We start from the raw sequence: 13621 nt of genomic DNA on the forward strand, positions 1-13621 counted from the left end.
TAACTGCCTCAAATATGCGGCGGCTCATAGGCATTCAGCTGCTCCACAAACCGCCAATGGCTCTTCTTGTCAAAACCCATCCAGCGCTTCAGGCGGATGTCCCAGCGCATGTGATGGTTGGCAATCCACGGCAGGGCAAACAGGTGCGCCCCGCGCCAAGGGATGAACGGGTTGCGCCGCAAGCTGGCGTAAATTTCTACCCGGTGGCTGGCCTGGTGGCTGGCGCAGCGGGCATGGAAGCCGGATGTATCGGCCACCACCAGGGTATTGGCAGGCACCGCAAAGCGGCGCGGCTGCGGCAGGCCCAGGGCGGCGAGGTCGGGTGTGTCGATACGGAACGAGCCCTCGCGGTGCATCTGCTCGGTCGAGCGGGCAGCGCCCAGGCTTTGCTGATACTCCCACGCCAGGCGCTCGGGCGTCAGGCGGTGCGACCCCGGCACATAACTGAACGGCCCCTGGTCGTCGGCCACGTCATCCAGGAATAACCACGCCTTGGCGGTGGGGTGGAAGGTGTCTGCGTGCAGGCGAGTTTGCGGGTCTTGGTCGGCATTGGCAGCATCGATGATGATCGACTGCAGCTGATAGGTAATGCCGCCCGTGTTGGACGATGCATAGGCAATCAGGTCGCGTACCCCACGGTCCGCCACAAACGCCGCACTGGCCGGGTTGCTGGCCAGCACATCCTGATCAAGGCTGACCCGGCGGGTAACCGCACGCCCTTGGCGCATCTCCCAACCCGTGCTGCGCAAGGCACCCAACTCGGCGCGCAACGCCGCGAACTGGTCAGCGGGCAGGGCGTTTTCGCGGATGAAAAACCCGTTTTCTTCAAAATGCGCACGCTCGCCGGCATCCAGGCGCGAGGCCAGGGCCTGGCGACGGTAGCTGGCCATGGCCATCGCCAATTGGCGACGCTGCACATGCAGGCCAAGCGCATTGAGCCGCGCACTGCCGAGCACCGGGTTGTTCTCGAACGATTTCGCGTGGGTGGCCAGTTGCATGCAATGCCAGGGGAGCGCCGCATAGCGGCCGATGTCCTTGATCGATACGGGCATGTTCTAGTCCTTTGATGGGGCCAGTGGCCGGCCGCAGCCGAGCATGGTCCGGGAGTAATTGAGCAGCGGCGCCACGCGCCGGTGTTCGGCCAACCGCGCAGGGCGCGGCATCGACAGGCAAGCGAGGGCGTGCCAGGCATCGCAGGGCAAGTCTTGCTGAACGTCGGCATAGCTCGCATAGCGCATCAAGGCGCCGGCTACCAACTGGTCCAGGGTCAGGCGCCGGGTGCGGCGCGGCAGCGGCTGGTGGTCGTGGGTCAACCCCCAGCCGGCGTAGAACGGTGTGCCGTAGGTCACCACCGGCACGCCGCGCAGCAGCGCTTCGAAGCCAGCGGTGGAGCTCAAGGTGTGCAGCGCATCGACCTGGCCGTAGAGGCTGGCGATATCGACACCGCCCAACACCTGGTCAGCCAGGCCCGTCAGTAGCGCCGGGGCAACCTGGCCCTGGCGCTTGCCGGCCTCGACGTCCGGGTGGGGTTTGTAGATGATCCAGGCGTCCGGCAACTGCGCGCGCACCCGTTGCAGCAGGCGCAGGTTGCAGCCTGCGCCGCCGCCACTGCACAGCGCCGAAGCGTCATCTTCGACCTGGCCCACCACCAGCACCCGTGCTTGGCCCGGCTGGCCCAGCAACGGCGGCACTGGCCCGCTGCGCAGGTTGAACTTGCTGGTGCCGCTGGCGACGATCTGCGCCCTTAACTGCGCGGCTTCGGCCAGGCTGGCGTCGTCGAAGTCGGTATTGAGCAGCAGCCATTCCAGGTCACTGTCCGACGCGGCGTCATAGTGAATGCCGCCACGGTCCAGCACCAACGACAGGGCCGGGCTGTTACTCACCCCCAACCCCGTGGACCGCATGAAGCCGTCCTCGACCCGCCAGATCGGCACCCCCTGCTGGCGCGCGCGTTCAGCCAGGCTGGCGGGCTCCCGCGCCGCCCACACCAGCAGCCGGCCGTTTTCTGCCGCCACCTGCTGCACCAGTTGCGGGCTATCCACGGTAAAGCGCAGCTGGCCCCAGCGGCTGGCAAAGAAGCGGCGAATGTTGTGCTGCTTGTGGCGCTTGACCCCCAGCACCGTGGTAGGCCCGGCAAATTCAGTGTCGCGTGCCTTTTTGCGCGCCAGCTGGCGAGCGACGGTCAGCGCATCGGTCAGCTGGCCGGTGAGCGGGTCGACATAGCGGCAATAACGGATGTACGCCGCCGCCACCAGTTGCTCCAGGCTGGGCCGCGCCTGGCGGCGGGGGATGGGCATGCGATCGTCGGTCAGGCCCCAGCCAGCGTAAAACGGCAGCCCGAAGCAGGTCACCGCCACGCCCTGAATCAACGCCTCGAGCCCAGCCTGGCTGGTGCCCACATACACCCGCTGCGCCCGCTTGGCCAACGACGCCCACGCCACTGGCCGTGCCTCCAGCGGCACGCCCCGGGCTTGCGCGGCGGCCAGCAGGCAGCTGGGTTTCTGCCCGCCCAGGCAGTCCGGGTGAATACGTACCCGCACATCGGCATCAGGGTGCTCGGCCAAAGCGACATCGAGCATGCGCACGTAGTCCGCTTCGCACAAACCGCCACCGGGGATCGAATAGTCGCCCGCCGTCTGGTCAACCACCAGCACCAACGGCCGCTCACGGCCCAGCGGGTCGTCTGCGGGCAGGTCCTGGGCATTGTTGTACTTGCCGATGCCCGTGCTGCGCATCAGCGAGATCAGTGCGTGCGCGCACTCCAGCTCATGCTCGGTCAGCGCCTCGGGCTGTTGCAGGATGTTCTCGAGCAGCGAAGGCCGGTCTGCCAGGTAGTGAATACCTATCGGGTCGACCACCATCGACATCGGCGTGTCGCCTTCGATGCCCAGCGACGAAGACCGTAAAAAACCGTCCTCCAGCGCGATATAAGGCAGCCCCCAGCGCTGGCACAACACGCGCGCCTGCGCAGAAGACTGTTTGTAGCCGATGCCGGCAATCGCCTTGAGCCCCTTCGGTGCCTTGCTACCCCGGCGCCAGAGCCAGAAGGGCGGGCCCTCGGGCCCAAGAAACTGCGGCAGGTGCAGCACCTTCCAGGCAACCCACTGGGACATGATGCCGACCCAACCCGGGCCGTCCACCAGTGCTTGCAAGGTCACCGCTGCCGGCGCTTCAATACGGTTCATGGCACCCCCCGCCACATGCCACGCACCGGCGGGAACGGCACCCAACGCTTGCGGCGCAGGGCAAAGCCATTGTGCAGGTACAGCCGTTTGGCCCGTGGGTTGTTCAGCGGCACTTCCAGTTCGACCTGGGTAAAGCCCAGCTTGGCCGCATGCGCACAGCACGCCTGCACCAAAGCCGATCCCATGCCCTGTTGGCGAGCCGCCTTGCTCACGCGCAGCCCATACAACAAGAACGGGTAACGCCACTCGCGCAGCTCGCTCAGGCAAAACCCGGCAAAGCGCACCCAGCCACTGATTAGCCCGAACTCGCGAATGAACGGCCGCCAGTGCAACGCAAATGGCCCACGCCCGTCATGCTTCAAGGCGGCAAAGCCCAGCGCCTGCTCGCCCTCGAAGGCCAGCAGCACGCGGTCCCAGTGGATGGCCCCGCCCAGCAGGCGATAGCGGCAAGTAGGGTTACCAATCAGAAACGCCAGCGAACCGCGCCCCTGGGTCAGCAACTGAGCCAAGGCAGGGTCTGCGGCACGCTCCGGCGCCAGGTCCGATCCCAGAACGATGCGCACCACGTTTTCAGGCTACCCCAGCCACGGCACTGTGCGCCGCCTGGCCCTGTGCGGGCGCCTGGGCGTGTGCCAGCAGTGCGCTGGACAGCTTGTGTACAGCGATGGGGCACGCTTGGCTGCCAGGCTGGCGCCGGTTGGACCAGATCAGGTAGTCAGTGTCGCCGGCCGGCGCGCCGACTGCCTGGTAAACCTCGGGCAGGATCGGTACATGGTCACCAAAGAAGCACAGCAGCGCCTCGTTCGGCTGGCTCAGTAACGTTTCGCGCAGCATGCCAAGCATGCGATCGGCATTGCCGATATGCCGCAGGTAAGGCGCCAGGTCTTGCATGCCCGGTTGCAACGGGCGGTCGAACCAGGCCGGCAGCTCGTGCTCGGCCACGCTTTCCAGGTGCAGCGGCCCGTGGTTTTCCATGGTGACCGCGTGGATGAACAACGGCTGAGTACGCCCAGGCGCCTCCAGCAGTTCGCGAATCTTCTGCGCAACCGCGCAATCGCCAATGAACGGCCCAGCCTTTTGCGACGGGTTGAACGCGCGCACATCGATGAACTCATCGAAGCCCAACGCCGGCAGCACTTTATTGCGGCCGTAGAACCCACCGTCATACGGGTGAATGCACACCGTGCGGTAGCCCAGCGCCTTCAGCCGCGAAGCGATACTCGGCAAGCCCCGGCGCGCCAGTACGCGATAAGGGTTGAAACGGTGCACGCCAAGCCGCTCGGACGGGATGCCCGTGAGGTAGGCGAATTCGGTACGCACCGTGTTGGCCCCCCACGCCGCCACCTGCAGCTTGCCGCGCGCAAGCGCCTGGCTGGCCAGCACGTCATACTCGCCCAGCACCTCAGCCCGCACGCCAGGCCACAAGCCACGCACATCAAAGAACGACTCGCTCTGCACCGACACCAAGTCCGCCAGCCCATTCCCCGTGGGAGCGGCTTTACCCGCGAATGCGCCAGTCGCCCCGACACTACCCTCACAAGCAAACGGCGACCCCAACCCAGCCTGATCAACCGGCGCCCGCGCCGCCCAAAAATACCGCCACAAACTAGCCGCCAACCCCCAGCCCCGCACATCGCGCTCGGCATCAAAGCTCGGCACCACCCGACGATGCCCCAACCGCAGCAACCCCAGGCCAATCACCACCGGCAGCAACGCCTCAACCCGCGCCCCCGGCACCTCGAAGCGCAAGCCCGCCCACAGGTAAACCAGAAACCCGACCGCCAGCACTGCCGCTTTACCAAACCCAAAGAACGGCAAATACAACCGCGGAAACTTCACCGCATCGCTGAAGTACTCGAAATCCGCACACACAAACGGTTCGCGCAGCGAGTGGTACTTCGAGTTGCTCACCAGCACGATCAGCACCCACAGCAACAGCAGGTTCACGCCACTGAACAGCGGCCGCGCGGTCAGCGCATACAGCAACCCAAACCCCACGCACCACAACCCCACATGCAGCATCCAGCAGTCAGCCGGGCGGCGCAGGGCAGGGCGGGGTATCAACAAGCGTTCGACCAGCACGGTCAGCATCAGGCCGATCAACGCAACCGGCAGCAGAGAAACATCAATCACTGTACTTCAGCCCACGCAGGATCATCGAAGAAAGCCACTGCGGGATCAGCCCCAGCAGCCAGGTGCCCAGGTTGAGCGGGAACGGAAAACTGATACGCGCCTGGTTAGCAGCCAGCCCACGCTTGATGCGCTTGGCCGCTTTTTCGGCGGTCCACAAAAACGGCTTGGGCCCCGGCATTTCGAAGCACATCTTCGATTCCACGTAGCCCGGCACGATCACATTCACCTTCACCCCTTCCGGCGCCAGCCAATCGCGGATCGCTTCGCCATACACCCGAATCGCCGCCTTGCTGGCACTGTAGGTAGGCGTCACCGGCAGCCCACGCCAGCCCGCCAGCGAGCTGAACAGCGCAATCTGCCCATGGCCCCGGCTGCGCATGGCCGGCAGCGCGGCTTCCACAGTGGCCAGCGCCGCCATCACATTCACCTCGAGCAACGCCCGGCTGTCGTCCCAGCACTCGGCCTCGCCATTGGCGCCCACTGCCGTGTTGAGCCCGGCACCAACCAGCACCAAGTCTGGCTGATGCGCCTCGCTGACCCGCCGCACCATCGCCCGCAGGCCATCCAGGTCGCGCACGTCGATGGCTTCCAGCAGTACCTCGGCGCCCAAGGCGCGGCACTGCTCGGCCATCTCATCCAGGCGGTCCAGGCGCCGGCCTTGCAGAATCAGCGTCACGCCCGGTGCGGCATAGGCAGGCGCCAGCGCGCCGCCGATGCCGCCGGTGGCGCCGGTGATGAGGATGCAGCGGGGTGAAGCGGTGTGGTTCATAGGTATTTTTCGATTCTTGAAGTTTTCGCCATCAGCACTTCGAGGCAATTGGTGACCGCCATGTCGATGCCGCAGCCGGTGTAGAAACCGCCGTTGACCTGGGTGGTGTGGATGACTGTGTTGCGAAAACGATGAAAGAGCTTGATGTCTGGCATGTCCGGGGATTGCCAGAAATCGGCCAGCGCGCCTTGGTGGGTCAGACCGGGCATGGCGTAGATTGGGTCGGCCAGCGTGATGGTTGGGCGGCCGTGGAGGATGGCTGATGCGCCGGCGGTGCTGTTGACGGTAATCATGCCATTGATGTGCGAGAGCAGGGTTGGCATATGCCCGCTTTCCATGAACTCGACCCGATCGGCTACGTCGTATTCACGGGCCAGCGCCTCGGTGACACGCCGATAGTTAACCAGCCCAGGCGTCAACGGGTGGTTCTTGACCAACAGGCGGGCATTGAACGGAGCGTTCAGCGAGAACGAATCGATCACGTGCTCGATGACCTGGGTCATGTTCTCAAACGGCGAGTGATCGCGGATCTGCGCGTCGCTGTCCAGTTGCAGTGGTAGCAGGTAGGTGGGCTGGCGCTCAGAGGCGACGTCGGCGACTAGGGCGTCGTCGCGGCTGCGGGCGCGGAGGAGGCGCAGGCCTTGGCGGATGAAACCAGCATATTCCACTGCGGCGTTGAAGGGCGCATGAGTGCGGTATTTCGGGTAGAACAGGGCGTTGAGCGCGCCGCCTGCATGATAAATCACATCATGTGCTGCGCGTGCCGTGAAGGACAGTTTGAATGACTTGCCGTTTTGGTAGCGCGGGATGTATTTGCCCACTTCGCGGTACCACTCCGGGTCCCGCGGCAAGCGTGAATTATTGTTAACACCATCACGTTCCAGGGTGATCCAGTAAGGGCGGAAGTAGCCTTCCTCGAACACGTGCACGCGGATACCTTGCAGGCGAGCAAGCTTTATCGCCACTTGGTGCACTGGACGGCAGTCGCCAAAAAGTACCAGGTCGGTAATGTCTAAATCCCGAAAAACCTGAGAGTAGTAGCCCTCCAGCTCTCCCGTTTGCAGCCCGCAGCGGCGGCGCGAACCCGAGCTGTAAAGTACATCACCGACGTTGAAACTTATGCTGTGTACGCGCTGGTCAATCGCTCTAAGCCCTTGGGCTAGTCGACTGAAGAAGGGCGAGCTGACACTTTGCAAAAACAAAAAATTGTTACGCGGAATCCCTAATAGCGGACGACGCGTCGGTTCGACGATCAGTTGGCCGGGCGCTTCCTGCCCAGCAAACTGCTCAACCGTCGTTTCAAATCCTGCCATTTAGACGTTGCTCCGGGCTGCGGTAATGCATGCCAATGTTGTAATTCGTAGAGAGTCTGTTCGGCTGTGGTAAAACGATTGGTTACCAGGCTCACATACGTGGGATAAAGCAACAGCGTGGCCGCTACCAATTCATCCAAGGTCACGGGGCGACAGCGTCGGCGCCGAACTTGGTCATCCAATTCATGATCAACAGTCAACCCCCAGCCCGCGTAAAAAGGCTGGCCGTAAGTGGTAACCGGTACCCCGCGCAGCAGTGCTTCAAAGCCTGATTGCGAAGTAAGAACATGAACTTCGTCCACCACTGCAAGCAATTGTTGCAAGGGGGTGTCGCCGATCACCTCGTCGCACCAGTGAACCGTCTGAGCTTCATCGCTGCCGCTCGAGCGGGTACCTGCGAGTACCTCTGGGTGAGGTTTGTAAAGCACCCACGCCTGAGGGTTTTTCTCGCGTACGGCGCGCAGTAATTGCAAATTGGTGAAAATGCTGGTGCCGCCGAAGCGGATAGAGGCATCACCTTCGACCTGTCCAGTAACGAGAATGACTGTTTGTGCGTCTGGTGGCCGTTGCCAGGGCTTTCCGGGAAGGTTGTATTTGGTAAGCCCCGCGTTGCAGATTGACTCGCGTAGCGCTTGCGCGCGGGTTAGCAGTGCGGCCTCGAAATTACCGCTAGCTAACATGTGTTCAAGGCGTGATGGCCGTGTGGCGTCGTAATAAATCCCCACATCATCGACTATCCACGAAAGCGGGCGTGCCTTGCCAGCGCCCAAGCCGACAGACCGTAAAAAGCCGTCCTCCACGCGATGGACTGGATAGGGATGATTCAATAACTCTGCATCATGTTTGCATCCCCAAGCCACCACTGGCATTGAGGGGGATGCGCGCTTTTTAGGTTTGACGAACCGAATTGCACTGCCGCTGAAAAAGAGCGCTGCTAATGGTTCTTTCCAGCGACTGAACCCGCATACCTGCACGGAAGCTGGCAGCAAGCTGCGGTGGCGGCGTTGCAGCCCCAACCATTCGATCAAGGACTCTGGCGTGCACGGAATGCCCCGTTCCGGGCAGACGTAGCGCGGATAGCGCACCAGGCTGGCATGAATCAACTGGGTAAGGCACACCGGAGTGCGTCGCGCTGGTGCCGGCAGGCGATCTTCAGTCAAGCCCCACCCTGCATAAAATGGCATACCCCAAGTGTGGACCTTTACATCCCATAACAAAGCATCAAACCCCAACTGGGATGTCATTACGTAAACCGCACGCATCTTGGGCAAAAGCTCGGCTGGATGTGTGTGTTGGGTCAGGATCTTCACACGCGGCAGCTTTGCTACCATAGCCAAGTCGAAATGTCCCATCTTGCGCCGAGCTAGCACGTCAGGATGTATTTTGAGAAGAACAGTGCTGTCGGGGTAACGGGCCAGAGCCGCACGGAGCATCGCCGTGAAATCACCAGCTGTTGCGCCTTGCAACGAAGCATCGCCCAAAGTCTGGTCTGCCACCAGCACACAGTTCTCTGGTAGAGCAGGCTGCTCAATGCGCGCATCGTTGTACTTGGAGATGCGCTGATCCTGCCACAGCGCTTTCAGCGCCGTAGCACGTTGATGCTGGTCTGCTGTCAGCGGTTCTGTAATCAACTGCTCCAATCGCGAGGGCTGGCTGGCATCGTAATAAATCCCTACGTCATCGACGATTAAGGACAGCGGTGGCTCCTCTGCACCTAGCCCCACAGAGCGGACAAAACCGTCTTCTAGGGTTAGCACTGGCTTACCTGCCTTGTACGCCTCGGCCATGGCCAGATGAGCGCTCGGTTTACGTCCCCATGCCATCACCCAGTCGGTCGCTAGAACGTCACCCACAGCTCCGTTCTGCAGCTCGAAATCGGGCAGTAGCGAAGGTAAGGTGGTGATCTGCTGAGCCCCTTTGGACAGGATCAGCAAGCGTTGGCGAGGCAAAGCATCATCCATAAACGTGTAGCGGCGTTCCGGTGCCGGGACAGCTAAGGTCAGAAGGCCTTATGAATCCAGTGGGCGATTTTAAGCGACGAATCTTAATACAGATTCAGGTTTTTGGGATGGCCTCCCAGAAAAAATACGACAGAAATCTCCAAGATTTCACCATTTTTCGGAGGGTGATATCATAGTGATATCCAATTAAAGCAGGGTGAGTAAGTGTTCACATTTTTCTAGGAGCAATGGCAAGGTTCCTAAGGTGCGGTGTTCACAGATGTTTTCAGGGCGCAGCGTGTGATACAGAGCTGTCAACAGGAACACGTAGCGCAAATTACGAAGGGCCTCTTCGTGTGAGTACTGGGTTGGCAGACCAGCGAGGTACCCCTCTATGAATTGAGCCTCTGCCGAGAGGAATACCGCTAGGTCTTTCCTCCTGAACAGGCTGCCCAGGTACGCCCCACCATCAAAACCTATGCGTCCAACCTTAACCTCGCTCCAATCGATCAGGTGCAAGTGGCCTCGGTTTACGAACAGGTTCTTACGTAGGTAATCCATATGACTAATGCACCGCTGGCTGCTTCGTGCTTGCTTAGCTAAGCGTTTGGTCAGGGGTACGAAAGCTTTGAGCCTATCAGCGATTCCTAAGAACATCCGGTCTTCATGTGCCAGTCTCGCGAAACTGTCTAAATAGCGAGCGAAGTTAAAGCGCGGGCGCAGCAAAAACCAAGGCTGAAAGAAGTCCATGCTCCAAAGCAAGGGCTTTTCCCGCCCTGGCCGGGAGCGTAGATATTGATGGCTGAGGTGCTCCTGCTCTGCAATGCAATGGCCCAAATATCTGGCGATCGCCTGCATTCGCGGGGGTTTGCCGCGCACATACGTCGTGAAAATAATGCTTTCCCAAGGCGTTTCTATTACGCCAAGGCAGGGCGGGTGACGGAAGCGCTTCGATTCAGAAAGCATACCCTGTGCCCGGTAAAAACGCGCCTCTTGGCTACTTAAGAATCCAATTTTGCGAATCGATTTCTCGACGAGATCTACCTGCTGGCCAGTCGTTGGGTCAATTAAGCGGTGGTGTCGGACATAGTTGACGAAGGAGGCATTGAAAGCCAGTTCGCGGCTCCGGATGATCAGGGGTTGATCACGCCACCCGGGGGTCAAGGCACGTAAGTGGTCCTCGAGCGCGGCGCGCCGCCAGCGAAATAAGATTTTTTGCTCTGCGGTGGAAGTCATAACATTTTGGTAGGCAGCGCCTTGCATTCATTCGGGTAGCTATTTGGGGGGCGTAATGCTGCGCCATCCCCGAAGGTCCTACAACCAAAAATTTTGATCACAGCGCTATTGGGGCGGAAGAGGCTGCGCGCCTGCGTCTCTCGCTTTTGGATTCAAACAGGTAAATGGCGAGTATCCACACGGTTTAGCAGGACTGCCTGGGTGACAGGATGGATAAGCCCCCATTCCCTAGCGTTCAAAGGCTACTCCTATAATGAAACGAAAATCCCGGAGCATGCATTGGGCGCACCAGGATAGCTATCACTCTCATGCGCAAGGCAGTGTGTAGGAGGGGCGACAGGCGGTCAGCACGGTGTCTCATTGCTGTAACGATCTCGGTGGATAGTCGGACCTATCTGTTCAGGGAGATGCACGTATGTGGATTCAAATGGCAGTTTTGATTTCCGGCCTATCAATTTCTTTAGCCGTTTTAGTGGTCACACTCGCCACTGCGAAGAGAATTCACCAGTGCGAGGATTATCATTCCTAAGCTAGAGTGGCTGGCAAGCGTAGTGCCTTTGGATCTAGGTGGTCGCGTAGGCCTTCGGCGTATGAGCAGTCAACCTGACTGATCTGTCGGGAATCGTGACCTCCCTGTCTTTGTAGGCGGGCGATTACAGCACTCGTAGTCATCTTCGTATTCACCTTCATGGTCTGTGGCTCAGCCCCAGAATTGCACCCTGAGCTCAACGCAAAGGTAAATGCCCTGACGGTGCCATGATGTCATTGTGGTATCACTATTCAATAATCTGCTGCGGGGCTACCCATCTCTTAATTCGATCTGAGATTGGATGATGCTTGGCGTCTGAAGCCTCACACCATGCACCATGGCGGGGGGCGTCTGTCTGCGTGCGTACATGACTGCCTTGACTGAGCTAGTCTGGTCAGATTAACCTTAGCGGATATGAAGAATGGAAGCAGCGTGCATGCCTTTTCCCCGCGAAAGGTAGGGCATTTCATTGAAATTGATTTCGCTGCCCCGGTTGATCCGCTGGGCGCCCAATGCAGTGCATCATCTTGAATCTCACCTCATCCCCACATTCCCTGCTTACGGTGCTACTTCCGATAGCACGCTGTGCAGCTCCGTTTTACGTCGATAGTCCGTGGAGGCTGACTGATACTGCCCGTTATAGTCTGCGTTCTCTCCAGCGGCCCCCTCAGACGTTCGAGGATGTGTCTTGTGACGTCCAATTATCGTGGTGCGCGTGTCCTTTTGCTGAATTCGACATTTTGACGGAACCCAGAGATTGGACGCGGAGTCCTAATCGGCCTTCAAGATGTTCGTCGGGCGTGGACATGGATGATGAAGAGTTTTTTTTATTCCATGACGTGCCAAAGTTTCGTTATTTCAAAGCGTACAGGTCTTCGGTAGGAATATTTAATGCTGAGGACAATAAGCTGTCCGACCAGCTGCCTGGCCACTAAAAATAGAATTAGGAAACTAAAATGAAAGTAGGAATAATTGGGTCGGAAGCAACGCGTGGAATATTTATTTTTAATGCGTACGATGTTTCTTTTTATAAGACGGAAATTATTAGTTATCAAACCACTACTGTGAGTAATGTTGCGGGGCCAGTCAAGAATGCTGTTGATTTCAGTGCCTATTCTACCTGGGACAGAATGATTGTTGAGAATAACCTCAATAAGGTCTGGCCGCAGAGGCTGCAAGCTTTCGCTCCGGAAGTAGTGGTTGTAGATTTTGTTTCTGATGTTATGTATACCAGCGTGCAGCACGATGGAAGTATCGTTACTAGAAATCCGATAATGCTCAAGCATTTAAAAGATGATCTTGTGGATCGGACACGGATATTTTCCGACGAAGACGACTTTGTGAGTGGCTGGTCGGTTGCATGTAAACGTCTGGTTGATACTGTTAGAGAAATATGTCCCAAAGCTTTGGTTGTTCTGCATAGTGCGCCATTGATGAATTCCTATATAGATAAAGAAGGTATTCCTAGGAAGGTTCGGCGGGATGACTATGATGCAAAAAGCACTCTCTTAAAGCGGATTAATTCCGAAGGTGAGTGTATGTTTGATGCTGTAATTAAAAGTGATCCGTTCAAGTTTCATGGTCATGAGCTTCATCCTTGGGGGGTGGGTCTTGCAAAATATGAAAATAAATACAATACACACATGCTAGGATTGTTTGCTAACAAGGTCTTGGAAGCGAAGTTCGAGAGGAGTGAATGACATGGAAAAGACAAAAGTAGCAGTCGTTGGCGCGTGTGTGACGCGGGATTGTTTCAATCGGAGTTTTGTGCCTTTTTATCGGGAAAACTTCGAGTGTGTTGCAACTGTTTGGCAGTCTTCATTTATTTCGCTTGTCGCGCCCCCCACGAAAGTAGCGGATGATGAGTTGGTCGGTCGTCTCAATGAGAAGCAACTGGCATATTTGAAAGAGGACATTGAAAAGGCGCATATCAGGAAGCTGGTATCACTAAAGCCAGATTACATTATTCTCGATCTTTATGCGGATACGCACTATGGTGTTTGTAATGTCAATGAGTCTATTGTCACTTGCAATCCTAACAGTCTAATGAAAACTGAGTTCTACAAAAAGAACAAAGAGCGACTTGCCGCCGTCAGTTTGCTGAATTCGCCTGAGCAGTTGCCCCAAGTCCTCCAAGCTTTCTTTGATTTTATTGATTTGATGAAACGACTGCTGCCAGATTCGCGGGTTGTTTTACACCTCTTCGAGTTTACAGATGCATTTATCAATAAAAAAGGAGAGCATGTAAAGTTTGAGGGCCCCAAATACAGTTATATTGAAAAAGCAAATAGTTTGCTAAATAAATTCTATGAGCAGATTTTGAGTGAAAGGGATGTCACGACCGTGGATATGCGCAACCGGTATTATCTAGGTGACGAAAGCTACCCGTTCGGCCTTGAGCCCTATCATTTCGAAAGGCAGTACCAGTTAGATTTTATCAGTAAGTTTTCGCTCCTGTGTCACAGGGATCAGCTCAGCAGTTGAAAGCTGTCAATGGTTTGACGCATTCAGGTTCG

At 58.2% G+C, this 13621-nt stretch carries 10 protein-coding genes; 2 read left to right on the forward strand and 8 right to left on the reverse strand.

Going from position 1 to position 13621, the window contains the following annotated elements:
• Positions 1 to 8 precede the first annotated feature (8 nt).
• The 8 genes from HU764_RS05085 to HU764_RS05120 all read right to left on the reverse strand — a co-directional run bounded on the left by HU764_RS05085 (position 9) and on the right by HU764_RS05120 (position 10576).
• A complete protein-coding gene (locus HU764_RS05085) occupies positions 9 to 1052 on the reverse strand; it encodes a phytanoyl-CoA dioxygenase family protein (RefSeq protein WP_186682331.1) in 1044 nt (347 codons plus the stop codon).
• Positions 1053 to 1055: 3 nt separating this feature from the next.
• Entirely contained in the window at positions 1056 to 3185 is a 2130-nt protein-coding gene (locus HU764_RS05090; RefSeq protein WP_186703956.1) for a capsular polysaccharide biosynthesis protein, read from the reverse strand.
• Positions 3182 to 3751 carry a GNAT family N-acetyltransferase gene (locus tag HU764_RS05095; protein ID WP_186682335.1) on the reverse strand — a complete coding sequence of 190 codons (570 nt, stop codon included), beginning with the start codon at positions 3749 to 3751 and terminating at the stop codon, positions 3182 to 3184. Before HU764_RS05095 ends, HU764_RS05090 begins: the two co-directional genes overlap by 4 nt.
• Before the next feature lie 4 nt (positions 3752 to 3755).
• On the reverse strand, positions 3756 to 5303 hold the full coding sequence (locus tag HU764_RS05100; RefSeq protein WP_186703961.1) for an LTA synthase family protein: 1548 nt from the start codon (positions 5301 to 5303) through the stop codon (positions 3756 to 3758).
• A 7-nt stretch (positions 5304 to 5310) separates the two neighbouring features.
• Positions 5311 to 6087 (reverse strand): SDR family NAD(P)-dependent oxidoreductase, encoded by a 777-nt coding sequence (locus HU764_RS05105; RefSeq protein ID WP_027595982.1) that lies wholly within the window; start codon positions 6085 to 6087, stop codon positions 5311 to 5313.
• Positions 6084 to 7400, reverse strand: a complete 1317-nt coding sequence (locus HU764_RS05110; RefSeq protein ID WP_027595983.1) for a capsule biosynthesis protein — start codon at positions 7398 to 7400, stop codon at positions 6084 to 6086. Before HU764_RS05110 ends, HU764_RS05105 begins: the two co-directional genes overlap by 4 nt.
• Positions 7340 to 9361: a capsular polysaccharide biosynthesis protein gene (locus tag HU764_RS05115; RefSeq protein WP_186703955.1), complete on the reverse strand. Its 2022-nt coding sequence runs from the start codon at positions 9359 to 9361 to the stop codon at positions 7340 to 7342. The genes HU764_RS05110 and HU764_RS05115 overlap by 61 nt, the downstream gene beginning before the upstream one ends.
• A 186-nt stretch (positions 9362 to 9547) precedes the next feature.
• Positions 9548 to 10576: a phosphotransferase family protein gene (locus HU764_RS05120; RefSeq protein ID WP_186703954.1), complete on the reverse strand. Its 1029-nt coding sequence runs from the start codon at positions 10574 to 10576 to the stop codon at positions 9548 to 9550.
• Positions 10577 to 12061: 1485 nt separating this feature from the next.
• Between HU764_RS05120 and HU764_RS05125 the strand changes: the two genes are divergently transcribed.
• Both HU764_RS05125 and HU764_RS05130 read left to right on the forward strand, forming a co-directional pair.
• Positions 12062 to 12805: a DUF6270 domain-containing protein gene (locus HU764_RS05125; RefSeq protein WP_186703953.1), complete on the forward strand. Its 744-nt coding sequence runs from the start codon at positions 12062 to 12064 to the stop codon at positions 12803 to 12805.
• A gap of 1 nt (position 12806) precedes the next feature.
• On the forward strand, positions 12807 to 13589 hold the full coding sequence (locus tag HU764_RS05130; protein ID WP_027595987.1) for a DUF6270 domain-containing protein: 783 nt from the start codon (positions 12807 to 12809) through the stop codon (positions 13587 to 13589).
• Positions 13590 to 13621: the final 32 nt, after the last annotated feature.

The organism is Pseudomonas kermanshahensis, from assembly GCF_014269205.2.
Lineage (GTDB): Bacteria > Pseudomonadota > Gammaproteobacteria > Pseudomonadales > Pseudomonadaceae > Aquipseudomonas > Aquipseudomonas kermanshahensis.